Origin of the sequence: Streptomyces sp. NPDC088766 (assembly GCF_044750845.1) — a bacterium.
Taxonomy (GTDB): domain Bacteria; phylum Actinomycetota; class Actinomycetes; order Streptomycetales; family Streptomycetaceae; genus Streptomyces.
In genome coordinates, this window is the sequence record NZ_JBIVKQ010000007.1 from 150,524 (window position 1) to 174,983 (window position 24,460).

At 72.6% G+C, this 24,460-nt stretch carries 20 protein-coding genes; 7 read left to right on the forward strand and 13 right to left on the reverse strand.

The window, feature by feature from the left end; all coding sequences use genetic code 11:
- Nucleotides 1-36: 36 nt before the first annotated feature.
- From rbsD to ACIP5W_RS12510, 7 genes are all read right to left on the reverse strand, one after another.
- On the reverse strand, nt 37-426 hold the full coding sequence (rbsD, locus tag ACIP5W_RS12480; RefSeq protein ID WP_401470830.1) for a D-ribose pyranase: 390 nt from the start codon (nt 424-426) through the stop codon (nt 37-39).
- Entirely contained in the window at nt 423-1,340 is a 918-nt protein-coding gene (locus ACIP5W_RS12485) for a ribokinase (RefSeq protein WP_401470833.1), read from the reverse strand. The genes rbsD and ACIP5W_RS12485 overlap by 4 nt, the downstream gene beginning before the upstream one ends.
- Before the next feature lie 83 nt (nt 1,341-1,423).
- Complete coding sequence (locus ACIP5W_RS12490) at nt 1,424-3,373, reverse strand: substrate-binding domain-containing protein (RefSeq protein WP_401470836.1); 1,950 nt, start codon at nt 3,371-3,373, stop codon at nt 1,424-1,426.
- On the reverse strand, nt 3,363-4,913 hold the full coding sequence (locus ACIP5W_RS12495; RefSeq protein ID WP_401470839.1) for a sugar ABC transporter ATP-binding protein: 1,551 nt from the start codon (nt 4,911-4,913) through the stop codon (nt 3,363-3,365). Before ACIP5W_RS12495 ends, ACIP5W_RS12490 begins: the two co-directional genes overlap by 11 nt.
- Nucleotides 4,910-5,980 (reverse strand): LacI family DNA-binding transcriptional regulator, encoded by a 1,071-nt coding sequence (locus ACIP5W_RS12500; RefSeq protein WP_401470842.1) that lies wholly within the window; start codon nt 5,978-5,980, stop codon nt 4,910-4,912. The genes ACIP5W_RS12495 and ACIP5W_RS12500 overlap by 4 nt, the downstream gene beginning before the upstream one ends.
- A gap of 495 nt (nt 5,981-6,475) precedes the next feature.
- Nucleotides 6,476-6,880, reverse strand: coding sequence for a pyridoxamine 5'-phosphate oxidase family protein (locus tag ACIP5W_RS12505; protein WP_401470845.1), 405 nt, complete (start codon nt 6,878-6,880; stop codon nt 6,476-6,478).
- Nucleotides 6,877-7,569 carry an NAD(P)-dependent oxidoreductase gene (locus ACIP5W_RS12510; protein ID WP_401470847.1) on the reverse strand — a complete coding sequence of 231 codons (693 nt, stop codon included), beginning with the start codon at nt 7,567-7,569 and terminating at the stop codon, nt 6,877-6,879. Before ACIP5W_RS12510 ends, ACIP5W_RS12505 begins: the two co-directional genes overlap by 4 nt.
- 75 nt (nt 7,570-7,644) lie before the next feature.
- Between ACIP5W_RS12510 and ACIP5W_RS12515 the strand changes: the two genes are divergently transcribed.
- From ACIP5W_RS12515 to ACIP5W_RS12525, 3 genes are all read left to right on the forward strand, one after another.
- Nucleotides 7,645-8,268: a TetR/AcrR family transcriptional regulator gene (locus ACIP5W_RS12515; RefSeq protein ID WP_401470850.1), complete on the forward strand. Its 624-nt coding sequence runs from the start codon at nt 7,645-7,647 to the stop codon at nt 8,266-8,268.
- A 177-nt stretch (nt 8,269-8,445) separates the two neighbouring features.
- A complete protein-coding gene (locus ACIP5W_RS12520) occupies nt 8,446-10,713 on the forward strand; it encodes an ATP-dependent RecD-like DNA helicase (protein ID WP_401470853.1) in 2,268 nt (755 codons plus the stop codon).
- 198 nt (nt 10,714-10,911) lie between these two features.
- A complete protein-coding gene (locus ACIP5W_RS12525; RefSeq protein WP_398094164.1) occupies nt 10,912-12,210 on the forward strand; it encodes a citrate synthase in 1,299 nt (432 codons plus the stop codon).
- Nucleotides 12,211-12,956: 746 nt separating this feature from the next.
- Here the strand turns inward: ACIP5W_RS12525 and ACIP5W_RS12530 are convergent.
- The 3 genes from ACIP5W_RS12530 to ACIP5W_RS12540 form a co-directional block, all read right to left on the reverse strand.
- Entirely contained in the window at nt 12,957-15,230 is a 2,274-nt protein-coding gene (locus ACIP5W_RS12530; protein WP_401470857.1) for a heavy metal translocating P-type ATPase, read from the reverse strand.
- Between the two features lie 80 nt (nt 15,231-15,310).
- Nucleotides 15,311-15,550: a heavy-metal-associated domain-containing protein gene (locus ACIP5W_RS12535; RefSeq protein WP_401470859.1), complete on the reverse strand. Its 240-nt coding sequence runs from the start codon at nt 15,548-15,550 to the stop codon at nt 15,311-15,313.
- A gap of 131 nt (nt 15,551-15,681) precedes the next feature.
- Entirely contained in the window at nt 15,682-16,374 is a 693-nt protein-coding gene (locus ACIP5W_RS12540) for a TetR/AcrR family transcriptional regulator (RefSeq protein ID WP_401470862.1), read from the reverse strand.
- A gap of 174 nt (nt 16,375-16,548) precedes the next feature.
- Here ACIP5W_RS12540 and ACIP5W_RS12545 point away from each other — a divergent pair, with 174 nt between their 5' ends.
- A complete protein-coding gene (locus tag ACIP5W_RS12545) occupies nt 16,549-18,774 on the forward strand; it encodes an MMPL family transporter (RefSeq protein WP_401470865.1) in 2,226 nt (741 codons plus the stop codon).
- Between the two features lie 323 nt (nt 18,775-19,097).
- Nucleotides 19,098-20,141, forward strand: a complete 1,044-nt coding sequence (locus tag ACIP5W_RS12550; protein WP_401470868.1) for a zinc-dependent alcohol dehydrogenase family protein — start codon at nt 19,098-19,100, stop codon at nt 20,139-20,141.
- Here ACIP5W_RS12550 and ACIP5W_RS12555 read toward each other — a convergent pair.
- The 3 genes from ACIP5W_RS12555 to ACIP5W_RS12565 all read right to left on the reverse strand — a co-directional run bounded on the left by ACIP5W_RS12555 (nt 20,122) and on the right by ACIP5W_RS12565 (nt 22,318).
- Nucleotides 20,122-20,694: a GNAT family N-acetyltransferase gene (locus ACIP5W_RS12555; RefSeq protein ID WP_401470871.1), complete on the reverse strand. Its 573-nt coding sequence runs from the start codon at nt 20,692-20,694 to the stop codon at nt 20,122-20,124. The genes ACIP5W_RS12550 and ACIP5W_RS12555 overlap by 20 nt on opposite strands.
- A gap of 127 nt (nt 20,695-20,821) precedes the next feature.
- Entirely contained in the window at nt 20,822-21,019 is a 198-nt protein-coding gene (locus tag ACIP5W_RS12560) for a helix-turn-helix transcriptional regulator (protein WP_401470874.1), read from the reverse strand.
- A gap of 381 nt (nt 21,020-21,400) precedes the next feature.
- Nucleotides 21,401-22,318 carry a sugar phosphate isomerase/epimerase family protein gene (locus tag ACIP5W_RS12565; protein ID WP_401470877.1) on the reverse strand — a complete coding sequence of 306 codons (918 nt, stop codon included), beginning with the start codon at nt 22,316-22,318 and terminating at the stop codon, nt 21,401-21,403.
- A gap of 124 nt (nt 22,319-22,442) precedes the next feature.
- On the opposite strand from ACIP5W_RS12565, the gene iolC reads away from it, so the two are divergent.
- Nucleotides 22,443-23,393, forward strand: coding sequence for a 5-dehydro-2-deoxygluconokinase (iolC, locus tag ACIP5W_RS12570; protein WP_401470880.1), 951 nt, complete (start codon nt 22,443-22,445; stop codon nt 23,391-23,393).
- 125 nt (nt 23,394-23,518) lie between these two features.
- A complete protein-coding gene (locus ACIP5W_RS12575) occupies nt 23,519-24,379 on the forward strand; it encodes a deoxyribose-phosphate aldolase (RefSeq protein ID WP_401471200.1) in 861 nt (286 codons plus the stop codon).
- The last annotated feature ends 81 nt before the right edge of the window (nt 24,380-24,460 follow it).

The following is a 24,460-nucleotide window of genomic DNA, read 5'->3' on the forward strand; positions in this document are numbered from 1 at the left end:
ACCGGGCCCCTCGAAGCGTCCCCGCACCTCACCCGGTCAGAAGAACACCCCGCAGCGCAGCAGCACGTTCGCGTACGGCCGGGCCTCGCCCGTGCGCACCACCAGGCGGGCCCCCGCCGACAGCCTCTTCAGCTCCTCGTGCGGGACCAGGGTCAGTGCGGGGAAGCGCGCGTCCAGCAGTGCGGCCGCCGCCGGGTTCGCCTCCCGTACCTCGCAGGCCGCCGTCGCGCCCTCCACGACCAGCTCGGCCAGCAGGCCCTCCAGGACCTCCGCGAAGGAGGGGATCCCCGCCCGGAAGGCGAGGTCCACGACACGTGGGCCCTCCGGGATCGGCATGCCCGCGTCGCACACCAGCACCCCGTGGCCGTGTCCCAACTCGGCGAGCGCACCCGCGAGATGACGGTTGAGAATTCCGTCCTTCCTCACAGCGCATCGACCTCCGCCGCCGTGGGGAACGACTCCTGCGCGCCCGGCCGGGTCACGGCCACCGCTCCCACCCGGGCCGCGTACGCCGCGGCCTCCGCGAGCGAGGCCCCCGCGCCCAGTTTCCACGCCAGCGCCGCCGTGAAGGAGTCGCCCGCCCCGGTGGTGTCCACGGCGTCGACCTTCACCGCCGCCACCCGCTCCACGCCCTCCGCGGACGCCACCAGCGCGCCCTGCGAACCCAGCGTGACGACCACCGACTTCGGTCCCTTCGCGAGCAGCGACCGCGCCCACTCCTCGGGCCGGCCGTCGGCCACCGTGTCCCCTGTCCCCGTCTCCCCGAGGACGACCTTCGCCTCGTGCTCGTTGACGATCAGCGGATCGCAGGCCGCCAGCACCTCGGCGGGCAGCGGACGCGGCGGCGACGGGTTCAGCACGAAGCGGCTGCCCGGCGCCAGGTTCCGTACGACCTCCACGACCGTCTCCAGCGGGATCTCCAGCTGCGCCGACACCACACGGGAGGCCCGCACCAGGCCGGTGGCGGCGCGCACGTCGTCCGGGGTCAGGCGCCCGTTGGCGCCCGGGGACACCACGATGCTGTTGTCGCCCGACGGGTCCACCGTGATCAGCGCGATCCCGGTCGGCGCCCCGCCCACCAGCACACCCACGGTGTCCACCCCGGCCGCCCGCTGCGAGTCGAGCAGCAGCCGGCCGTACGCGTCGTCGCCGGTCCGGGCCAGCAGCGCCGTACGGGCGCCGAGACGGGCGGCCGCCACCGCCTGGTTGGCGCCCTTGCCGCCCGGGTGGACGGCCAGGTCCGAGCCGAGGACCGTCTCGCCCGCCGCCGGGCGCCGTTCGACGCCGATCACCAGGTCGGCGTTGGCCGACCCCACGACCAGGAGGTCGTAGTCGTACATGAGTACTCCCCTACGTACATGCGTACACGGCGCGAGGCGGGCGGTCCTCCGACCGCCCGCCCACTGCGCCCGCTTGCCGGATGTCAGCCGCTGAAGCCGGCCACGTTCTCCTTCGTGACCACCTTCACCGGCACCTTCACCGTCTCCGCGACCTTCTTGCCCTGCAGCGCCTTGAGCGCGTTGTCCACGGCGATCCTGCCCAGCTCCGAGGGCTGCTGCGCCACGGACGCGTACAGCGTGCCGTTCCCGACCGCGGTCAGGCCGTCGGGCGTGCCGTCGAAGCCGACGACCTGGACGGACTTGCCGGCCTTGGAGCCGAGTGCCTTGATCGCGCCGAGCGCCATCTCGTCGTTGGCGGCGATGACGCCCTGGACGTCCGGGTGGGCCTGGAGCAGGTTCGACATCACGTCGAGGCCCTTGGTGCGGTCGAAGTCGGCCGGCTGCTGGGCCAGCACCCGGATGCCGGGGTAGGCCTTCAGGCCCTTGGCGAAGCCCTCGGCGCGCTCGCGGGCCGCGGAGGTGCCCGCCTGGCCCTGGAGGATCACGATCTTGCCGGTGCCGCCCAGCTTCTCGGCGACGGTCTTGGCGGCGAGTTCACCGCCGGACACGTTGTCGGAGGCCACGAGCGCGTCGGTGGTCGCCTTGTTGACGCCGCGGTCGACCGCGACGACCGGGATCTCCGCCTTGTCGGCGGCGCGCACGGCCGGACCGGCCGCGTCGGAGTCCACCGGGTTGACGACGATCGCGTCGTAGCCGGAACTGGTGAAGTTCTGGAGCTGGTTGGCCTGCTGCGAGGCGTCGTTCTGCGCGTCGGTGACGGTCAGGTCGACGCCCAGCTTCTTCGCCTCGGCCTTCGCGCCGGACTGGATCTGCACGAAGAACGGGTTGTTGAGGGTGGACAGCGCGAGACCGACCTTCGGGTTCGCGGTCGACGAGGTGCCGCCGTGCAGGAAGGAGGTCGCGCCGACCACCGCCACGGTGACGACCGCGGCCAGCCCGTACGTCGCCGCCTGCCGGCCCTTGCCGCCGCCGGTCCCGGCGGCCACCGGGGTCGCCCCGGCCCTGCGCCGCACGGTGTCCAGCAGCACGGCCAGCGCGATGACGACACCGATGACGACCTGCTGCCAGAACGCCGACACCGACAGCAGGTTGAGGCCGTTGCGCAGCACGGCGAGGATCAGCGCGCCGATCAGGGTGCCGGACGCCTTGCCCGTACCACCGGCGAGGGAGGCGCCGCCGATGACGACCGCGGCGATCGCGTCCAGCTCGTAGCCGTCGGCGGCCTGCGGCTGCGCGGAGGACAGCCGGGAGGCGAGCACGACGCCCGCCGCGGCGGCGAACACGCCCGACAGCGCGTAGATGGCGAGCTTCTGCTTCTTCACCCGCAGGCCGGACAGGCGCGCGGCCTCCTCGTTGCCGCCGATGGCGTACATCGAGCGGCCGATGTAGGTGCGGCCCAGGACGAACGCGGCGATCAGGCCCATGACGACCATGACCAGCACGGGCACCGGCAGCCAGCCGCCGAGCGTGTCCCCGAGGTGCGAGACGGAGTCGGGGAAGGCGATCGGGGAGCCCTCGGAGATCACCAGCGACAGACCGCGGGCCACCGACAGCATGGCGAGCGTCGCGATGAACGGCGGCAGCTTGCCGTAGGCGATGAGGAAACCGTTCACCAGGCCGGCCGCGATGCCGGTGGCGACGGCCAGGACGACCGCGAGGACGACCGGCACGCCGTGCGAGGTGGCGCTCCAGGCGAGGACGGTGGCCGACAGCGCCGCCACCGAGCCGACCGACAGGTCGATGCCCGCCGAGACGATCACGAAGGTCACGCCGAAGGCGAGGATGGCGGTCACGGCCGCCTGGACACCCACGTTGAGCAGGTTGTCCGTCGTCAGGAAGTCGCCCGACAGCGCCGACATGGCGACGACGAGGACGATGAGCGCGGTGAGCGCCCCGTTGTCGAGCAGCAGGCGGCGCACCGCCGCGGCGCCGCCACCGGCGCCCGTCGTGCTCTTGAGCGTGTCAGCGGCCACGGCCGGCCTCCACTTCAGTGGTCGTAGGGGTGGTAGGGGTGGTAGGGGTCGTGGGGGTGCTCACGGCGAGTGCCATCACCGCGTCCTGGGTGGCCTCGCCCGCCGGGAGTTCGCCGGCGATCCGGCCCTGGGCCATCACCAGCACCCGGTCGCTCATGCCGAGCACCTCGGGCAGGTCACTGGAGATCATCAGGACGGCGGCCCCGGCGGCCGTCAGCTCGTTGATGAGCTGGTAGATCTCCACCTTGGCGCCGACGTCGATACCGCGCGTCGGCTCGTCGAGGATCAGCACCCTGGTGTCGGCCAGGAGCCACTTGCCGATGACGACCTTCTGCTGGTTGCCGCCGGACAGCGTGCGCACCTGCTGGCCGAGCCCGGCCATGCGCACGCCGAGCTGTCCGGCGATGCGGCCCGCGGCCTCGTGCTGCCCCTTGAGATCGACGAGCCCGGCGCGGGTGGCCGAACGCAGGGTCACCAGGCCGAGGTTCTCCTCGACGGAGGCGTCCAGCACCAGCCCCTGCCCCTTGCGGTCCTCCGGCACCAGCCCGATCCCGGCGGCCATGGCCGCCGGCACGTCGTGGCGGGGCAGCCGCGCGCCCGCCACCCGCACGGCCCCGTGGTCGTAGGGGTCCGCCCCGAAGACGGCCCGCACGACCTCGGTACGGCCCGCGCCGACCAGCCCCGCCACACCGACGACCTCGCCGGCCCGCACCTCGAAGCTGACGTCGTGGAAGACACCGTCCCGCGTCAGCCCCTCGACGGACAGCAGGGCGGCGCCGGCCTCGGCGCGCTCCCGCGGGTACTGCTGCTCGATGGAACGGCCCACCATCAGCCGTACCAGCTCGTCCTCGGGCGTGGACGCCGGGACCTGCCCGACGCTCCTGCCGTCCCGGATGACCGTGACCCGGTCGCCCAGCGCCGCGATCTCCTCCAGGTGGTGGGTGATGAACACGATGCCCACGCCGTCCTCGCGCAGCCTGCGCACGATCGCGAAGAGCTTCTCGACCTCCTCGGAGGTGAGCACGGCCGTCGGCTCGTCCATGATCAGCACGCGCGCGTCCAGGCTCAGCGCCTTGGCGATCTCGACCATCTGCAGGCGGGCGATGCCCAGATCACGCACCCGCGCGCGGGGCGACACGGTGACGCCGACCCGCTCCAGCAGGACGGCGGCCTCGGCCTCCATCCGCTTGCGGTCGATCATCCCGAACCGGCGCGGCTGGCGCCCCAGGAAGATGTTCTCGGCGACCGTCAGGTCGGGGACGAGGTTGAACTCCTGGTAGATGGTGGCGATCCCGAGGCGCTCGGAGTCCTGCGCCCCGTGGATGCGCACCTCCTCGCCGCCGGCCAGGATCCGCCCGGCGTCGGGCGTGTAGGCGCCGGAGAGCATCTTGATGAGGGTGCTCTTGCCCGCGCCGTTCTCACCGAGCAGCACATGCACCTCGCCCCGCCGCAGGTCGAAGTCGACGCTGTCGAGCGCGACCACCCCGGGGAAGGTCTTGCGTATGCCTTCGATGCGCAGCAACTCGTCCGCGTTGCTCACGACTGGCTCCTGTCCTTTGCTGAGTTCTCGCCGTTCTCGCCGGTGCCGCCGTTCTCGCCGGTGCCGCCGGCGCCGCCCGTCTCGCCGCACGAGCGGCGCACGACCAGACGGGCGGGGAGGGTGACGGACCGCGGGGTCCGCCCCTCGATCCGGTCGACCAGCGCGCGTACGGCCGCGCGGCCCAGTTCGCCCGTCGGCTGGGCGACGGCGGTGACCGGGGGATCGGTGTGCACGAACCACGGGATGTCGTCGAACGCGGCGAGCGCGATGTCGTCGGGAACCCGCAGCCCGCGCGCGCGTACGGCGTCCAGCGCGCCCAGCGCCATCAGGTTGTCGGCGGCGAACACGACCTCGGGCGGCTCGGGCAGGTCGAGGAAGCCCTCGGTGACCCGCCGGCCGCTCTCGGCCTGGAAGTCGCCCTGCCCGATGTAGGCGTCCGGAAGCTCGATGCCGCAGGCGCCCAGGGCCTCGCGGAACGCCTCGACGCGCTCGCTGCCGGTGGTGGTGGCGGCCGGGCCCGCGATGATCGCGAGCCGGCGGTGCCCCAGCCGGTGCAGGTGCGCCACCAGATCCCGTACGGCGGCCCGTCCGTCGGCCCGGACGACCGGCACGTCCACGCCCGGTATCCACCGGTCGACGAACACCATCGGGGTCCCCGCGCGCGCGGCCTCCAGCATCAGCGGCGAGCCGCCGTCGGTGGGGGAGACGAGCAGACCGTCGATCCGGCGGTCCAGCAGGGTTCGTACGTGGTGGTCCTGGAGGTCGGGCCGCTCGTCGGCGTTGCCGATGATGACGCTGTAGCCGAGCGCGCGGGCCTCCTCCTCGACGGAGCGGGCCAGCTCGGTGAAGTAGGGGTTCATCACGTCGCTGATGACCAGGCCGAGGGTGTGGGTCTGGTCGGTGCGCAGCGACCTGGCGACGGCGTTCGGGCGGTAGCCCAGGGCCTCGACGGCGGCCAGCACGCGCGTGCGTGCGTCCTCGCTGACCGACGGATGGTCGTTCAGGACACGCGACACCGTGGCGACGGAGACGCCCGCCCCGGCCGCGACGTCCTTGATGCTCGCCATCGCCGCTCCACCTCCTTGTGGAATCGTTTACATGTGCGTCACGGAGGATTGGAATCGATTACACGGGTGGCGCGCAAGACCCCGAGACCGGATCGTGATGTCGTCTCCCGGAGCCGGGCGCGGGGGGGGGGGGGCGCCGCCCCCCCCCCCCCCCGCCCCCCCCGGCGGGGGGGGGGGGGCGGGGGGGGCCGTGGGCCCCCCCCCCGCCCCCCCCCCCCCCCCCCCCCGGCCCCCCCCCCCGCGGCCCCGGGGGGGGGGCCGCGGGGGGCGGCGCCGCGGCGGAGGACGAACGGCAGCCCGCCGGGATCACCGGCCTCCCGGTGGTGGAGGGCGGCTCCGAGGACGGGGAGGGCGGGCATCGCGGTGTCACGTCGCTTTCGATGCCGGGGAACAGGCCGGGGGCTCGGGCCGGAGGGCCTGGGGCGGGCCCGCGCAGGCCGGCCGACCGGGCCTCGCCGGGGTCGAGGTGCAGGTCGCGAGGTGCAGGTCGAGGGCTCAGAGGTTGAGGCTCAGGACGCGGGCGACGGTGATCTCGACGACGACCAGGTCCGGCGGGAAGGGCGGGGGCATGCGGTAGCGGGCGGTGTAGCGGCGGACCGCCTCGGCCAGGCGCTCCGGGTCGTCGGTGACGACGGCCCGGCCTTCGAGGGTGACCCAGCGGAAACCGTCCGCCTGGCAGAGCGCGACAGGGGCCGCCGGGCCGCCCGCCGCCACGTTGCGGGCCTTGCGGGCTCCGGCGCGGGTGGTCACCCGGGCCAGGCCGGCCGCCGGGTCGTAGGTGAAGCGGACGGGGGTGATGTGCGGGGTGCCGTCGGGGCGCAGGGTGGTGAAGGCGGCCGTGGCGGGACGCGTGAGGAACGCCCCTGCCGCGGGCGTGAGTTCGGCGGTCGTCCGGCTCACTTCTTCTTCACGCCCTCGTTCCAGATCAGCTTGACCATGTTCGGCTTGACGGCCGTCGTGACGACCCCCATGGCCTTGCGGACGTACCGGCCCTCCTCCAGCTCGCGCAGCATGGCGGCGGCGAGGTCGGCACGGGCGGTGAAGACGCCGTCGGCGCTGGTCTCGGAGGTGAGGTAGTCGGTGACGACGGGGTGGTCGAAGAGGCCCGAGGGCCGTACCAGGGTCCAGTCGAGGTCCGTCCCGCTGATCACGTCCTCCATGCGGCGCATGTCCGCGTGGAGGGTGCGGCCGAGACGCCGGGTCACCAGCGGGTCGAGCACGTGGTTGAAGAAGTGCGCGCCGGTGGGACGCCAGTGCGGGTCCATGACGTTGGAGCTGACGACGAGCAGCCGCTTGACGCCGCGCCGGGCCATCGCGGCGGTGACGACGATCGCGCTCGCCGAGTACGTGGTGATGGTCTCCTTGCTGAAGCGCGTGCCCACCACGGAGAGGACGGCGTCGGTCCCGTCGATCGCGGCGTCGACGGCCACCGGGTCGGTGGCGTCGGCGACGGCCGCCACGAGGCCGGGCCGTGCGGGCAGGGAACCGGGGCGGCGGGTCACGGCGACGACCTCGTGGCCGCCCGCGAGGGCCTGGTCGGTCAGGTGGCGGCCGGTCGGTCCGTTGGCGCCGAAGACTGCGATGCGCATGGTGTCGGGGCATCCCTTCGTGTGGTGTCGGAACGCCCTTGACTGTGCGGATCGCAGCTCGCAGGCTCAACGCCGATGAATAACTCCGGCCCTGCCCCCGCCCGCACCCGAGGCCGCCCCCGCGGCAACCCGCCGACCCGCGAGTCGATCGTCACGGCGGCCCGCGACCTCTTCCTCCGAAGCGGCTACCGGCGCACCACCCTGCGCGCGGTGGCCGGGGCGGCCGGGGTCGACCCCGCCCTGATCGCCTACCACTTCGGCTCGAAGAGAGGCCTGTTCGCGGACGTGATGCAGTTCCAGTGCGCCAACGCACTGGCGGTGGACGACGTCCTCGGCGGCGACCCGGCCACCCTCCCCGACCGCCTGATCGACGCGGTGACGGACCTGTGGGAGAACGCCGACTTCGTCCGGCTGAGCGCCCAGGGCGAGGAAGCCGCCGAGGTGATCCGCGAGTACCTGGAACACGAGCTGCTGGCCCGGCTTGTTGAATTCCTCGGCGGCCGGGACGCGACCGCCCGCGCCACGGCCGCCGTGACGATCCTGGGCGGCCTCATCTACACCCGCTACCTCAACCCCCTCCCCACCCCCGCCGCCCTCACCCCGTCCGAGGCCCGCCGCGTCCTGACCCCGGCGCTGCGCGCGGCACTGTCCCCGAGGCCACGCTCCACGCCGTCCGCCGGAACGGCCCGCCGCGGCTAGGCCGCCGACGGGGGCGCGGTCCGGCCCCGACCGCCTCGGAGCCCCGTGATCCCGCACCCGGTCACTGCCGATCCCGCGCCCGGTCCCGTTGCCGATGCGTCTCCCGGTCCCGTTGCCGGTCTCCCCGGGTCCCGGACCGGCGTCCGTGATGTCACACCTCGGCGCTACCGTCGGACCATGTCCACTCAGGCGGGAGCCTCCCAGGCGGAGGAACGGCGACTGGCCGTACTGGAAGGCGTGCTGGAACGCATCACGTACGCGAACGAGGAGAACGGCTACACGGTCGCCCGCGTCGACACCGGCCGGGGCGGCGGCGACCTCCTGACGGTCGTCGGCGCCCTGCTCGGCGCCCAGGTCGGCGAGTCCCTGCGGATGGAGGGGCGTTGGGGTTCCCACCCGCAGTACGGCAAGCAGTTCACGGTCGAGAACTACACGACCGTGCTGCCCGCCACCATCCAGGGCATCCGCCGTTACCTGGGATCAGGGCTGGTCAAGGGCATCGGCCCGGTCTTCGCCGACCGCATCACCCAGCACTTCGGCATGGACACCCTGAAGATCATCGAGGAGGAGCCGAAGCGCCTGATCGAGGTGCCCGGCCTCGGCCCGAAGCGCACCAGGAAGATCGCCGACGCCTGGGAGGAACAGAAGGCGATCAAGGAGGTCATGCTCTTCCTCCAGACCGTCGAGGTGTCGACGTCGATCGCGGTCCGCATCTACAAGAAGTACGGCGACGCCTCCATCTCGGTCGTCAAGAACCACCCCTACCGGCTCGCCGCCGACGTCTGGGGCATCGGCTTCCTCACCGCCGACCGGATCGCCCGGTCCGTCGGCATCCCGCACGACAGCCCGGAGCGCGTCAAGGCGGGCCTGCAGTACGCGCTGTCCCAGTCCAGCGACCAGGGCCACTGCTACCTGCCCGAGGAGCGCCTGATCGCCGACGCGGTGAAGCTGCTGCAGGTGGACACCGGCCTCGTCATCGACTGCCTCGCCGAACTCGCGGCGCCTGTCGAGGAGGGCGAGGACCCCGGTGTCGTACGGGAGCGCGTGCCGGGCCCGGACGGCGGTGCGGAACCCGTCACCGCGGTCTACCTGGTCCCCTTCCACCGGGCCGAACTCTCCCTCTCCGCACAGCTGTTGCGCCTCCTGCGCACCGACGAGGACCGCATGCCGGGCTTCCGTGACGTGGCGTGGGACAAGGCGCTGTCCTGGCTGCGGGCCCGTACCGGTGCCGACCTCGCCCCCGAGCAGGAGGCCGCCGTCAAGCTCGCGTTGACCGAGAAGGTCGCCGTCCTCACCGGCGGACCCGGCTGCGGCAAGTCCTTCACGGTCCGCTCGATCATCGAACTGGCCCGCGCGAGAAAGGCGAAGGTGGTGCTCGCCGCCCCCACCGGCCGCGCCGCCAAGCGCCTGGCCGAGCTGACCGGCGCCGAGGCCTCCACGGTCCACCGCCTCCTCGAACTGAAGCCCGGCGGCGACGCGGCGTACGACCGCGACCGCCCGCTGGACGCCGACCTGGTGGTCGTCGACGAGGCCTCGATGCTGGACCTGCTGCTGGCCAACAAGCTGGTGAAGGCGGTCCCGCCGGGTGCCCATCTCCTCTTCGTCGGTGACGTCGACCAGCTCCCCAGCGTCGGCGCCGGTGAGGTGCTGCGCGATCTGCTGGCCGACGGCGGCCCGATCCCCGCCGTGCGTCTGACGCGCGTTTTCCGCCAGGCGCAGCAGTCCGGCGTGGTGACCAACGCGCACCGGATCAACGCGGGGCAGCATCCGGTCACCGACGGCATGAAGGACTTCTTCCTCTTCGTCGAGGACGACACGGAGGAGGCGGGCCGGCTCACGGTCGATGTGGCCGCCCGTCGCATTCCGGCCAAGTTCGGCCTCGACCCCCGCCGGGACGTACAGGTCCTCGCGCCCATGCACCGCGGCCCGGCCGGCGCCGGCGCCCTCAACGGGCTGCTCCAGCAGGCCATCACTCCCGGCCGGCCCGACGTCGCCGAGAAGCGGTTCGGCGGCCGGGTCTTCCGCGTCGGCGACAAGGTCACCCAGATCCGCAACAACTACGACAAGGGGGAGAACGGGGTCTTCAACGGCACCGTGGGCGTGGTCACCTCGCTCGATCCGGTCGACCAGCGCCTCGTCGTGCGCACCGACGAGGACGAGGAGGTGCCCTACGACTTCGACGAGCTGGACGAGCTGGCCCACGCCTACGCGGTGACGATCCACCGTTCCCAGGGCAGCGAATATCCCGCCGTGGTGATCCCCGTCACCACCGGAGCATGGATGATGCTCCAGCGGAACCTTTTGTATACGGCCGTCACCCGCGCCAAGGGGCTGGTCGTCCTCGTCGGCTCGCGCAAGGCGATCGGCCAGGCGGTGCGCACGGTGTCGGCGGGCCGCCGCTGCACCGCTCTCGACTTCCGGCTCGCGGGCGGGCGCGGAAAATGATCGATCAAATGAGTCACAAAGGTCACAGAGCTCTTCCGCAACCGTGACGGAGGCGGCAGGATGAGCAAGTTGGCGGCACTGAGTGCCGCCGATAAGCCCAATGGCCGACCCCGAGTGCACTCTCATGCGCCAAATGGGGGATGGTAGAGACAGTCAGGGCAACCTCGAAGAAGAGGCACAACGTCGGTGAGGGATGACGTGAGCGAGCACACCAACAACGCTGTAGTACTGCGGTACGGCGACGGCGAGTACACCTACCCGGTGATCGACAGCACCGTCGGCGACAAGGGCTTCGACATCGGGAAGCTCCGCGCCCAGACCGGTCTCGTGACCCTGGACAGCGGCTACGGCAACACCGCCGCCTATAAATCCGCCATCACCTACCTCGACGGCGAACAGGGCATCCTCCGGTACCGCGGCTACCCGATCGAGCAGCTGGCCGAGCGGTCGACCTTCCTCGAGGTGGCGTACCTCCTGATCAACGGCGAGCTGCCGACCGTCGACGAGCTCACCGTCTTCAAGAACGACATCACGCAGCACACCCTGCTGCACGAGGACGTCAAGAACTTCTACAAGGGTTTCCCGCGCGACGCCCACCCGATGGCCATGCTGTCGTCGGTGGTGTCCGCGCTGTCCACGTTCTACCAGGACAGCCACAACCCGTTCGACGAGACGCAGCGCAACCTCTCGACGATCCGTCTGCTCGCCAAGCTTCCGACGATCGCGGCGTACGCCTACAAGAAGTCGATCGGTCACCCGTTCGTCTACCCCCGCAACGACCTCGGCTACGTCGAGAACTTCCTGCGCATGACCTTCTCGGTCCCCGCGCAGGAGTACGACCTGGACCCGGTCGTCGTCTCCGCGCTCGACAAGCTGCTGATCCTGCACGCGGACCACGAGCAGAACTGTTCGACGTCCACGGTCCGCCTGGTCGGCTCCTCGCAGGCCAACATGTTCGCCTCGATCTCGGCCGGCATCAACGCCCTGTGGGGCCCGCTGCACGGCGGCGCCAACCAGTCCGTCCTGGAGATGCTCGAGGGCATCCAGGCCAACGGCGGCGACGTCGACTCCTTCATCCGCAAGGTGAAGAACAAGGAGGACGGCGTCCGCCTGATGGGCTTCGGCCACCGGGTGTACAAGTCCTTCGACCCGCGCGCGAAGATCATCAAGGCCGCGGCCCACGACGTCCTCTCCGCCCTCGGCAAGTCCGACGAGCTGCTGGACATCGCGCTCAAGCTGGAGGAGCACGCGCTCTCCGACGACTACTTCGTCTCGCGCAACCTCTACCCGAACGTCGACTTCTACACTGGCCTGATCTACCGGGCCATGGGCTTCCCGACCGAGATGTTCACGGTCCTGTTCGCCCTCGGCCGGCTGCCGGGCTGGATCGCCCAGTGGCACGAGATGATCAAGGAGCCGGGCTCCCGCATCGGCCGCCCGCGCCAGATCTACACGGGCATCGTCGAGCGCGACTTCGTCCCGGTCGAGGAGCGCTGACGCCTTTCGGCGGGGAGCGCTGACACCTGTCGGCGCGGGGCACCGTTCTCCGGTGCCCCGCTGCCCGCAGCGTGCGGGCGCAGGGCCGAGGGGCTGTCCGAAAGGGCAGCCCCGTACCCGCCTGCGGCGCACGGGAACGCGGCGCGAGACGTCGCCGGAGGCATCGGCGGGCATGAAGAAGGCGCCCTGGTGCGTCGGTCCCCCCACGGGCCGACGACCAGGGCGCCTTCCCATGTCCCGGTGCGGATTCCCCCCACGGGATCCGGCCGGGCGTCTGGAGGACACAGCGCCTGAATTCGCTGATGCCGTATGTGATTGTCGTACGGCGGGAGTTGAGCGCGACGAGCGGGACCCGCCGTACTCCTGCCGTGTGCGGTCTGCCGGGACAACGCACGCCGGGAGGGCCGCTCAAAGCTTCCCGGTGTGCGTGCCCCGGCAACGCATCTCTGGAGAAGTCCCCCAAGACATCCCCAGATGCCAGTCCGCGCCCCCCAAGACGCTTCCTGACATCGCCAACTTAGACCGTCGAACCCCTTCGATGGTTACCTTCACATCACTGTGATCTGTGTCTCTCGCGTATGTCCCGTTAGATGCGCAAGAGCCCGGATACAGCGATCGAGGCCCAAGCGTAAGGATGATGCGCGAGCCTTGTGAAGAGCTTATGTGAGGCTCGCGCCGGACTCCAGAGGGGCCGTGGTCTCGACTTGGTCCTAATCGCCGGTAACTTCCCGCCACTTCGCCCCGCCTCAGCGGAACGTCCGCAGCCGCAGGCTGTTCGTCACCACGAACACGGACGAGAAGGCCATCGCCGCCCCGGCGAGCATCGGGTTGAGCAGCCCGGCCGCGGCCAGCGGCAGCGCGGCCACGTTGTAGCCGAAGGCCCACACCAGGTTGCCCTTGATGGTGGCCAGGGTGCGCCGGGACAGCCGGATGGCGTCCGCCGCGACCCGCAGATCCCCGCGGACCAGTGTCAGATCGCCCGCCTCGATCGCCGCGTCCGTGCCCGTGCCCATCGCCAGGCCCAGATCGGCGGTGGCGAGCGCGGCGGCGTCGTTGACCCCGTCGCCGACCATGGCGACGACCCGCCCCTCGCCCTGGAGCCGCTGCACGACGGCCACCTTCTCCTCGGGCAGCACCTCGGCGACCACCTCGTCGATGCCGACCTCGGCCGCCACCGCCTCGGCCACCGCCCGGTTGTCCCCGGTCAGCAGCACCGGCGTGAGTCCGAGCGCGCGCAGCTCCCGTACGGCCTCGGCGCTGCTCTCCCTGACCGCGTCGGCCACGGTGAGCACCCCGCGTACGGCCCCGTCCCACCCGACGACGACGGCCGTACGCCCGCGGCTCTCGGCCTCGTCCCTGGCGCGCGCCACGTCGGGCGGCAGGTCGCGGAGGGCGTCGAGGAGGCGCCCCACGGCCACCTCGTGGCCCTCCACGCGCCCGCGTACGCCGCGCCCCGGCACGTTCTCGAAGTGCTCGGCCGACGGCAGCCGGCCGGCCCGCTCCTCGGCGCCGGCGGCGACCGCCCGGGCCACCGGGTGCTCCGAGGCGTGCTCCAGGGCGCCCGCGAGCCGCAGCAACTGCTTCTCGTCGGTGCCCTCGGCGGCGTACACCTCCCGCAGGGTCATCCGGCCGGTGGTGACGGTGCCGGTCTTGTCGAGGACGACGGTGTCGGCCCGGCGGGTGTTCTCCAGGACCTCGGGGCCCTTGATGAGGATGCCGAGCTGGGCGCCCCGCCCGGTGCCGACCATGAGGGCGGTCGGCGTGGCGAGACCCAGGGCGCACGGGCACGCGATGATCAGGACCGCGACGGCCGCCGTGAACGCGGCGACGGTGTCCCCGGTCAGGCCGAGCCAGGCGCCGAAGGTGGCGGCGGCGATCAGCAGCACCACCGGGACGAAAACACCGGCGACCCGGTCGGCCAGCCGCTGCACTTCGGCCTTGCCGCTCTGCGCGTCCTCGACGAGCCGGGCCATGCGGGCGAGCCGGGTGTCCGCGCCGATCCGGGTCGCCTCGACGACGAGCCGGCCGCCGGCGTTCACCGTCGCGCCGGTGACCGCGTCGCCCGGACCCACGTCCACCGGCACGGACTCACCGGTCAGCAGGGAGGCGTCGACGGCGGAGACCCCCTCGACGACGGTGCCGTCGGTGGCGATCTTCTCGCCGGGCCGGGCGACGAACCGGTCCCCGACGGCCAGCAGGTCCACCGGGATCCGGGTCTCCCGCCCGTCCCGCAGGACGGCCACGTCCTTGGCGCCCAGGTCCATCAGCGCCCGGAGCGCGGCGCCCGCACGCCGTTTGGAGCGGGCTTCCAGGAAGCGGCCGAGCAGGAGGAAGGCGGTGACGCCGGCGGCGACCTCGAGGTAGATCGTGGACGCGCCGTCGGTGCGCGAGACGGTCGGCTCGAAGGGGTGCCGCATGCCGGGCATGCCCGCGTCGCCCAGGAACAGCGCCCACAGCGACCAGCCGAACGCCGCCAGGGTGCCGACGGAGACGAGCGTGTCCATGGTGGCGGCGCCGTGCCGCAGGTTCGTCCAGGCCGCCCGGTGGAAGGGCAGGCCGCCCCAGACGACGACGGGCGCGGCGAGCGTCAGGGACAGCCACTGCCAGTTGTCGAACTGGAGCACCGGGACCATCGCCGTCAGGACGACGGGCGTGGCGAGCAGGGCGCAGACGAGGAGGCGGTGGCGCAGGGCCGACAGTTCGCGGTCCCCGGCCGACTCCGCCGGTGTCCCTTCCGGTGTGCCTTTTGAGGCCGACGCGGGGGCCGGGGCCGGTGGTGCGGGCTCCTCGGCGGTGTAGCCGGTCCTGACGACGGTCGAGATCAGGTCGGCGACCTCCACCCCGGCGCCGTAGCTGATCCGCGCCTTCTCCGTCGCGTAGTTGACCGTCGCGGTGACGCCGTCCATGCGGTTGAGCTTCTTCTCGACGCGGGCCGCGCAGGAGGCGCAGGTCATCCCGCCGATGAGCAGTTCGACCTCGGAGGGCCCGGCGGCGTTCGGTGCCGTGGTGGTGCTGGACATGTCCGTGACTCCAGGGAGCGGAACGGGCCGTGTCCGACCAGTGTCCACCGGTCGGCACGGCCCGCTGCCGGGGGGACGGCTCAGGCGCGGCCGGCCAGCTCGAAGCCGGCCTCGTCGACGGCGGCGCGTACGGCCTCGTCGTCCAGCGCGGCGGCGGAGACGACGGTGACCTCGCCGGTGGAGGCGACGGCCTTCACCGAGGTGACGCCGGGAAGCCGGGAGATCTCGCCGGATACGGCGCCCTCGCAGTGGCCGCAGCTCATGCCGCTCACCTGGTAGACGGCGGTGACGGTTCCCGGAGTGTCGGTGTGGGCGGTCATCTCGTTACTCCTCGTCGAGGCGGGTGGGCTGAATGGTCGGCCGCGGGACGGCCGTGAGCCGGCCGCGGACCGGCCGAGGCGGTCCCGGAGGGCCTCCACCCTGTCCACGTTATACCCCTAGGGGGTATTTCTCAAAGACGCCTAGTCGGCGCCCCGCCGCGGCCGAGGCGCTCACCGACCAGGGGTTCGAGGTAGCGGACGAGGACGTTCTTCAGCTCCTGGACGTACGCCTCCTGCTCGGCGCCCTCGTGGCCGAGGACCAGTTCCAGGCCCGCCTTGTACAGGCCCAGGCACATCTGCGCGGTACGGGAGAGGTCGGCGGGGGAGGTGTCGGGCAGCAGTGAGGAGAGCAGTCCCTCGATCCGGGCGAGCAGGGTGGCGTGCAGCGCGTCGTGCTCCTCGGCGATGTGGCCGGGGATGTCGGGGCCGTGCATGAGGGCGAAGAAGACCGGGTGGTCGCAGTTGAAGGCGATGAACCGGTCGACGGCGGCGCCGACGGCCTCCTCCAGGGGGGTCGCGGGGTCCACCGGGGCGAGTGCCTCGCCGTAGGCGTCGCGCATCTCGTGCATCAGCCGGTCGCCCAGTTCGATGGCGATCGCTTCCTTGTTCGGGAAGAACTGGTAGAGCGTCCCGGGGGAGACCCCGGCCTCGCGGGCGATGGCGTTGGTGCTCGCGGCCGTGTAGCCGGTGGTGCAGAAGACCGAGGCGGCGGCCTCGAGGAGTTGGGCGATCCGGCGCTCGCCGCGGGCCTGGCGGCGGCGCGGCTGTTCCTTCGCCCGGTTCTCCGGCTGTTCCTTCGCCTGGTTCTCGGCGGTGTCGGGCACGAGTTTTCCCCAGTTGTCCGAGCGCGATTGACAAACGCGAGTGACCGCTCGCATTCTGGTTCCAGTGAAACGCGAGCGATGTCTCGTGTTTGCCAGTCTATGGCAGTGGTGACCCATGCTGCCTGCTCACATCGGCACGGGTCACGTCCAATCATGGTGAGGGGACACCGCACGATGACCGAAGTCAACCGCCCGCCGCGGATCGGGGGCTGGACCCGCTTCGTGACCGCCCGGCCCGGGCTGTCACTGCTCGCCGCCCTGGTGCTGACCGTGCTCGCGGTGCTGGCGGGCAGCGGGGTCGCCGGCAAGCTGGGCAGCGGCGGCTGGGAGGACCCGGACGCCGAGTCCACCTACGCCACCAAGGTCCTGGAGCGCGAGTTCCCCGGCTCCCAGCCCAATCTGCTGCTGCTCGTCGACTCCGGCCGCGCCTCCGTCGACGACCCGGCCGTCGCCGCCGCGGCCACCCGCCTCGCCGAGCGGCTGTCGGCCGAGAAGGGCGTCGTGGGCGTCGGCTCCTACTGGCAGACCAAGGCACCCGCCCTGCGCGCCGAGGACGGCCGCTCGGCGGTGATCGCCGCCCGCATCACGGGCGACGAGAAGACCATGGGCGAGACCCTCGACCGCATCGCCCCCTCCTACCGCGGCACCCAGGGCCCGCTGGAGGTCAGGATCGGCGGCATCGTGGCCGTGCGGCACGAGATGCAGACGATCATCCAGGAGGACCTCACCCGCGCCGAGATCATCGCCCTGCCGGTCACGCTCGTGCTGCTGGTGACGGTCTTCGGCAGCGCGGTCGCCGCCCTCCTGCCGCTCGGCATCGGCATCGTCGCCATCCTCGGCACCAACGCGGTCCTCGCCGCGCTCACGGAGTTCACCGACGTCTCCGTCTTCGCGATGAACCTCACGACCGCCCTGGGCCTCGGCCTCGCCATCGACTACGCCCTGTTCATCGTCCGCCGCTTCCGCGAGGAACTCTCCGGCGGCGCCGACCCGACGACCGCCATCGGCACCACCCTGCGCACGGCCGGCCGCACCGTGCTGTTCTCCGCGCTCACGGTCGCGGTCTCGCTGGCCGCGATGCTCGTCTTCCCCCAGTACTTCCTGCGCTCCTTCGCCTACGCCGGCATCGCGGTCGTCCTGCTGGCCGCGGCCGCCGCGCTGATCCTGCTCCCGGCTGCCCTGATCCTGCTGGGCCATCGGGTCGACTCCCTCGACCTGCGCCGCCTGTTCCGGGGCGGGCGGGCGAAGGAAACCGACCCCGGCATCGACCCCGGCACCGAGGCCGGCACGGCCTGGGGACGCACGGCGACCCTCGTCATGCGCCGCGCCCCCTTCTTCGCGCTGGGCACGACGGCCGTCCTCGTCCTGCTCGGACTGCCCTTCCTGGGCGTGAAGTTCGGCACCGCCGACGACCGCCAGCTGCCCTCCTCCGCCGAGTCCCACGTCGTGCAGCAGCACATCAGGGACGGCTTCCCCGGCACCCCCGGCGGCGGCCTGGAGGTCCTCGCCGAGGGCAGGGCCACGCAGGCCGAGTACGCCGCCTACCGGGAGCGCGTCGCCGCCCTCCCGGAAGTCGCGCGCGTGGACGGTCCGCTGGTGAACGGCGACTCGGCGTACTTCACGGTGCAGCCCGAGGGCGAGGCCGTCGGCGACGCCGCCCAGCGGCTGGTGGGCGACCTGCGTGCCACCGAGGCGCCCTTCGACACCAAGGTGACCGGCGCCGCCGCCGTGCTGGTCGACTCCAAGGACGCGATAGGGGGCCGGCTTCCCCTGGCGGCGGTCTTCATCACCGTGGTCACCCTGCTGCTGGTGTTCCTCCTGACCGGCAGCGTCCTGATACCGGTCCAGGCCGTCCTGCTCAACGCGCTCAGTCTGACCGCGATGTTCGGCGCCGTGGTGTGGGTCTTCCAGGACGGTCACCTCTCCGGCCTGCTCGGCTTCACCAGCCCCGGCTCCATCGAGACGACTTTGCCGGTCCTGATGTTCTGCGTGGCCTTCGGTCTCTCCATGGACTACGGCGTGTTCCTGCTCTCCCGCATCAAGGAGGAGTACGACCGCAGTGGCGACCACGAGGGGGCGGTCCGGCTGGGCCTCCAGCGCACGGGCGGTCTGATCACGGCGGCGGCGGTCATCCTGGCCGTGGTGATGGTCGCGATCGGCACCTCGCGGGTCACCAACACCAAGATGCTCGGTCTGGGCATCGCCCTCGCGGTCCTGATGGACGCGATGGTCGTCCGCAGCCTGCTGGTCCCGGCGATCATGCGCCTCACCGGCAGGGCCACCTGGTGGGCGCCGGCCCCGCTGCGCAGGTTCCACCAGCGGTTCGGCCTCAGCGAGGGAGAGCCGGCCCCGACCCCTGAACCGGACCCGGAGCCGGACGTGGTGGGCGCACGCCGCTAGAGGCTCCCGCTCGGACCACGACGGAGTCGCAGAATCGGGCCCGGCCTCGCGGAGCCGGCCCGGCGGGCCCGGCCTCGCGGAGCCGGCCCGGCGGGATCGGCTTCGCGGGCCCGGCCCGGCGGGATCGGCCTCCGCGGGGCCGGGTCTGCCTCCCCGGCCCCGGTTCTCCCGGTCCCGGCCGCCCGCGCGGGATCCGCTCGGCCGCTCACCGGCGCCGTCGCCCCCGCCCCCGCCGCCCGACCGACGGGACCGGGCATTAGCGTTCACGGTGATCTCCCCCGCGAGCGGGCGGCGGTGACCGGGACGGGTGGAAGGAGTCGCGCATGAGGGCTGTGGTGTTCGAGAGGTACGGGGAGCCGGCCGAGGTCCGGGAGGTGCCCGATCCGCGGCCCGCCGACCACGGCGTGGTGGTCCGCGTCGAGGCCACCGGCCTGTGCCGCAGCGACTGGCACGGTTGGATGGGCCACGACCCGGACATCACCCTGCCGCACGTCCCGGGCCACGAACTCGCCGGCGTCGTCGAGGAGGCCGGCGCCCGGGTCACCCGGTGGAGCCGCGGCGACCGGGTGACCGTGCCCTTCGTGTGCGGCTGCGGCAGCTGCCCGTCCTGCGCGGCGGGCGACCACCAGGTCTGCGAGCGCCAGACCCAGCCCGGCTTCACGCACTGGGGCTCCTTCGCCCAGTACGTGGCGCTGGACCACGCCGACGTGAACCTCGTCGCGATCCCCGGCGACCTGTCCTACGCCACCGCCGCCGGCCTCGGATGCCGGTTCGCCACCGCGTTCCGGGCGGTCGTGCAGCAGGGCCGGGCCGCAGCGGGGGAGTGGGTGGCCGTGCACGGCTGCGGCGGGGTCGGCCTGTCCGCGGTGATGATCGCGGCGGCCTCGGGAGCGCGGGTCATCGCCGTGGACGTCGCTCCGAAGGCCCTGGACCTGGCGCGGACGTTCGGCGCGGCCGCCTGCGTGGACGCGCGGGACACCCCGGACACCGCTGCGGCGGTCCGGGAACTGACCGGCGGCGGGGCGCACCTCTCCCTCGACGCCCTCGGCTCCCCCGCCACCTGCGCCGCCTCGGTGAACGGCCTGCGCCGCCGCGGCCGGCACGTCCAGGTCGGCCTGCTGCCCTCGGCGGACGGCACGACGCCCGTCCCCCTGGCCCGCGCCATCGCCCTGGAGCTGGAACTGCTCGGCAGCCACGGCATGGCCGCCCACACCTATCCCCCGATGCTGGAGCTGGTCCGGGCGGGCGTGCTCCGGCCCGACCTGCTGGTGACGTCCACGATCGCCCTGGACGCCGTACCGGACGCGCTGGCGGCGATGGGGACGGCGCCGGCCGCCGGGGCCACGGTCATCGAACCGTGGCGGTGAGGGCTGCCCACTCCCGGTCCAGGAGCGCCATCAGCACCTCGTCCACCCAGCCCCCGTCCCGCGGCGCGGCCTCCCGCCGTACGCCCTCCACCACGAAGCCGACCTTCTCGTAGACGTGCCGGGCGCGGGGATTGTCGCCGTACAGCTCCAGCTGGATGCGGTGCAGGCCCAGGTGCCCGAAGCCGTGGCCGACGATCAGGCGGGTCGCCTCGGTGCCCAGTCCGCGGCCCCGGCCCCGGGGACCGATCAGGGTGCGGAAGGTGCAGGTGCGGGTGTACGCGTCGTACTCGTGGAGGACCACCTCGCCGACGAGTTCGCCGGTGGCCCGGTCGGTGACGGCGAGGTCGAGGCGGTCGGGCTGCGCGGAGCGCGTGGCGTACCAGGAGCGCAGCCGCTCCAGGGTCAGTTCACCGTTCGCCGGGAAGGTGAAGCGGACGACCTCGGGGTCCCTGATGATCTCCCACATGATCTCGGCGTCCGCCGCGGTGAACGGCCGCAGCACGGTCGTCACGCCGGTGAGCCTGGGTTTGACGGAGAAGTCGCGGAGGTCCATGCACAGCAATGTGCCCCACCCGGGGGTGGGGCACGGAACGGTTTTCCGGCGGGGTGGTCGGTCCCGCACGGAACGGTCCTCCGGGCGGGTGGTCGGTCCCGCACGGCTCGGTTTCCCGGCGGGGCGGTCAGTCCCGGCGGCCCCGGTTGCCGGGCCGGGCGGCGACCCAGCTGCGGACGGTGTCGGCGTACCAGTAGGGTTTGCCGCCCTCCACGTGGTCGGGCGGGGGAAGCAGTCCGTGCTTGCGGTAGGACCGCACGGTGTCCGTCTGCACCTTGATGTGTGCCGCGATCTCCTTGTAGGACCAGAGCCTTCGGTCGGTCATGAGACGCACCTCCGTGCGCGTGCGGGCGGCGGCCGGGAGGCCGCCGGGGGGAGCCCGGCGCTGCGCTGGCGATCACCAGGCCTGTGCCCGCTCAACGACGCACGGTGACAACGAGGACGCGGTTGTCGACGGCGTGCGACGCACCACCCGCGTACACGGGACATCCGTGACGGAAGGCCGACTTTTGTGACGCAAGTGACACATGGCCCCTGGAGGGGGTGCGGGCTGTTCCGATGTGCGGCTCCGCCGCGTGGGTGCGGCCGGCCGCGCACGCACCGCGCACGCACCGCGCACGCACCGCGCACCCACCGCGCACCCACCGCGCTCGCCCGTCGGCCGGACCCGGTACCCCCCGTGGGCGGGCGCCCTCGCCCCGGAGGCCTACGCCCCGCAGGACCGCAGGAACGCCCGGGTCCGTCTGGCGATGGGCAACGGCGCGTCCGGCTCGCACGGGTACATGTCCTGCTCCACGATCGCGAACAGGTCGACGTCCAGTTTCTGCGCGGCCTCCAGCACGGGCCCCAGGGCCGGCACTCCCGAGGGCGGCTCGCACATCACCCCGCGCGCGACGGCCGGCCCGAAGGGCACCTCCTGCGCCCGCACCTGCGCGAGGATCTCCGGGTCGACCTGCTTGAGGTGCAGGTACCCGATCCGCTCCCCGTAGGTCTCGATCAGCTTGACGCTGTCGCCGCCGCAGTAGGCGTAGTGCCCGGTGTCCAGGCACAGGGACACCAGGCCTGAGTCGGTGCCGTCCAGGAACCGGACGACGTTCTCCTCGCTGTCGATGTGGGTGTCGGCGTGCGGGTGGACCACGATCTGCAGCCCGTACCGCTCCCGCACCTGCCTGCCGAGCCGCTCGGTCAGCGAGGTGAGGTTGCGCCACTGTTCGGGTGTGAGCGTGTCCGGCTCCAGCACCTCGCCGGTCTTGTCGTCCCGCCAGAAGGACGGGATGACCACCAGGTGGCGGGCCCCCATGGCCTGCGCGAGCGCCGCGTTGTCGGCGACGTGCGCCCAGGTCTTCTCCCACACGGCCTCGCCGTGGTGCAGCCCCGTGAACACCGTGCCGGCCGACACCTTCAGGCCGCGCCTGGCGGTCTCCTCGGTGAGGACGGCGGGATCGGTCGGCAGGTAGCCGTAGGGGCCGAGTTCGATCCACTCGTAGCCGGAGAGCGCGACCTCGTCGAGGAAACGCTGCCAGGGCACCTGCCGCGGGTCGTCCGGGAACCAGACGCCCCAGCTGTCGGGGGCCGAACCGACCCGGATGCGGGAAAGTGAGGGCTGAGGTGACAACGACGTCATGGCCGTCAGCGTGCGGTCTGGCCACCAGGGTGTCAAGAGCTGGTCCGAATGTCTGGACAAAATATTGACAGGGCCCGTTGTGCGGGGCTAGAAAGCCGTGGAGAGCCGACACGAAGGGAACTCGATGGCCTACGACCTGATCACCATGGGGCGGATCGGAGTGGACCTCTACCCGTTGCAGACGGGCGTGCCGCTGCCGCAGGTCACGTCCTTCGGGAAGTTCCTCGGCGGCTCCGCCACCAACGTCGCGGTCGCCGCCGCCCGCCTCGGCCGGGACACCGCGGTGATCACCCGCACCGGCGACGACCCCTTCGGCACCTACCTCCACGAGGCCCTGCGCGACTTCGGCGTCGACGACCGCTGGGTGACCCCGGTCCCCGGCCTGCCGACCCCCGTCACCTTCTGCGAGGTCTTCCCCCCGGACGACTTCCCGCTCTACTTCTACCGCCGGCCCAAGGCACCCGACCTGGAGATCGACGCCCACGACCTCGACCTCGACGCCGTCCGCGAGGCCCGCGTCTTCTGGGTCACCGGCACCGGCCTGAGCGAGGAGCCCAGCCGTACGGCGACGCTGGCCGCCCTCGCCCACCGCGCCAAGGCCGGCACCACCGTGTTCGACCTCGACTGGCGGCCCATGTTCTGGTCCGACCCGGACGCGGCCCGCCCCTTCTACGCCGAGGCCCTGAAACACACCACCGTCGCCGTGGGCAACCTGGACGAGGTGGAGGTCGCCACCGGGGTGCGCGACCCGCACGCCGCCGCCCGCGCCCTCCTCGACGCCGGAGTCGAACTCGCCGTCGTCAAGCAGGGCCCCAAGGGTGTCCTGGCCGTCAACAGCGCGGGCGAGCGTGCCGAGGTCCCGCCGCTCCCCGTGCACGTCCTCAACGGCCTCGGGGCCGGCGACGCCTTCGGCGGCTCCCTCTGCCACGGCCTGCTCGCGGGCTGGGACCTGGAGAAGACCATGCGCCACGCCAACGCCGCCGGCGCCATCGTCGCCTCCCGTCTGGAGTGTTCCTCCGCCATGCCGACGCCCGCCGAGATCGAGGAAGCGCTCGCCGCCGGAGCGGTGCTGTGAGCGCGGACCGCGGAGGAGCGACCCCGCCGCCGGACACCGGCCCGGCGGCCACGGCCACGGCCACGACCGTTCCCGTCCCCGCTCCGGTTCCCGCTCCCGCCCCCGCGGCCGTCGACGTCTCCGAACTGGTCCGCCTGCGCACCCACCGCCCCGAGGCCGTCGCCGAGGCCGCCGCCCGCCGCACCCGCCGCCCCCTCGTCGACGCGACCGGCCGGCTGATGATCGTCGCCGCCGATCACCCGGCCCGCGGCGCCCTCGGCGTCGGCGACCGCAAGCTGGCCATGGCCAACCGCGCCGACCTGCTGGAACGCCTCTGCCTGGCGCTCGGCAGACCCGGCGTGGACGGCGTCCTCGCCACCGCCGACATCCTCGACGACCTGCTCCTCCTCGGCGCCCTCGACGGCAAGGTCGTCATGGGCTCGATGAACCGCGGCGGCCTCCAGGGCGCCCGCTTCGAACTCGACGACCGCTTCACCGGCCACCGCGCCGAGGACATCGAGCGGCTCGGATTCGACGCGGGCAAGCTGCTCCTGCGCATCGACTACGACGACCCGGGCTCGCTCACCACCCTGGAGTCCACCGCCCGTGCGATCGACGACATGGCGGCCCGCCGACTGCCCCTCTTCGTCGAGCCGTTCATCAGCCGGCGCGCCCCGGACGGAAAGCTGGCCAACGACCTCTCCGCCGAGGCCGTCACCAAGTCGATCGCCATCGCCTCCGGCCTGGGCGGCACCTCCGCCTACACCTGGCTGAAGGTCCCGGTCACCGACAACCCCGACGACATGGCCGAGGTCATGGCGACCTCCACGCTCCCCGCCGTCCTGCTGGGCGGCGAGGTGGGCGACGACCAGGACGGCGCGTACGAGAAGTGGCGCGGGGCGCTGCGGCTCCCCACCGTCCGGGGCCTGGTGGTCGGCCGTTCGCTGCTGTACCCGGCGGACGGCGATGTGGCCGCCGCCGTGGACACCGCCGTAGGACTGCTGTGAGGGCCGCGTGGGCCGCGTGGGCCGCGAGCGCCGGGGGGAACCCGGGGGCCGCGTGGTCGGCGTGGTCGGCGAGTTTCGCGG

What these genes read in the sequence shown, in the direction of transcription:
- ACIP5W_RS12555 (WP_401470871.1), bottom strand. Translation starts at nt 20,694, where the DNA reads ATGGACCTCCGCGACTTCTCCGTCAAACCCAGGCTCACCGGCGTGACG.
- ACIP5W_RS12500 (WP_401470842.1), bottom strand. Translation starts at nt 5,980, where the DNA reads ATGGCGAGCATCAAGGACGTCGCGGCCGGGGCGGGCGTCTCCGTCGCC.
- ACIP5W_RS12485 (WP_401470833.1), bottom strand. Translation starts at nt 1,340, where the DNA reads ATGTACGACTACGACCTCCTGGTCGTGGGGTCGGCCAACGCCGACCTG.
- ACIP5W_RS12565 (WP_401470877.1), bottom strand. Translation starts at nt 22,318, where the DNA reads ATGACGTCGTTGTCACCTCAGCCCTCACTTTCCCGCATCCGGGTCGGT.
- ACIP5W_RS12530 (WP_401470857.1), bottom strand. Translation starts at nt 15,230, where the DNA reads ATGTCCAGCACCACCACGGCACCGAACGCCGCCGGGCCCTCCGAGGTC.
- ACIP5W_RS12560 (WP_401470874.1), bottom strand. Translation starts at nt 21,019, where the DNA reads ATGACCGACCGAAGGCTCTGGTCCTACAAGGAGATCGCGGCACACATC.
- ACIP5W_RS12545 (WP_401470865.1), top strand. Translation starts at nt 16,549, where the DNA reads ATGACCGAAGTCAACCGCCCGCCGCGGATCGGGGGCTGGACCCGCTTC.
- ACIP5W_RS12550 (WP_401470868.1), top strand. Translation starts at nt 19,098, where the DNA reads ATGAGGGCTGTGGTGTTCGAGAGGTACGGGGAGCCGGCCGAGGTCCGG.
- ACIP5W_RS12510 (WP_401470847.1), bottom strand. Translation starts at nt 7,569, where the DNA reads ATGCGCATCGCAGTCTTCGGCGCCAACGGACCGACCGGCCGCCACCTG.
- ACIP5W_RS12520 (WP_401470853.1), top strand. Translation starts at nt 8,446, where the DNA reads ATGTCCACTCAGGCGGGAGCCTCCCAGGCGGAGGAACGGCGACTGGCC.
- ACIP5W_RS12535 (WP_401470859.1), bottom strand. Translation starts at nt 15,550, where the DNA reads ATGACCGCCCACACCGACACTCCGGGAACCGTCACCGCCGTCTACCAG.
- ACIP5W_RS12515 (WP_401470850.1), top strand. Translation starts at nt 7,645, where the DNA reads ATGAATAACTCCGGCCCTGCCCCCGCCCGCACCCGAGGCCGCCCCCGC.
- iolC (WP_401470880.1), top strand. Translation starts at nt 22,443, where the DNA reads ATGGCCTACGACCTGATCACCATGGGGCGGATCGGAGTGGACCTCTAC.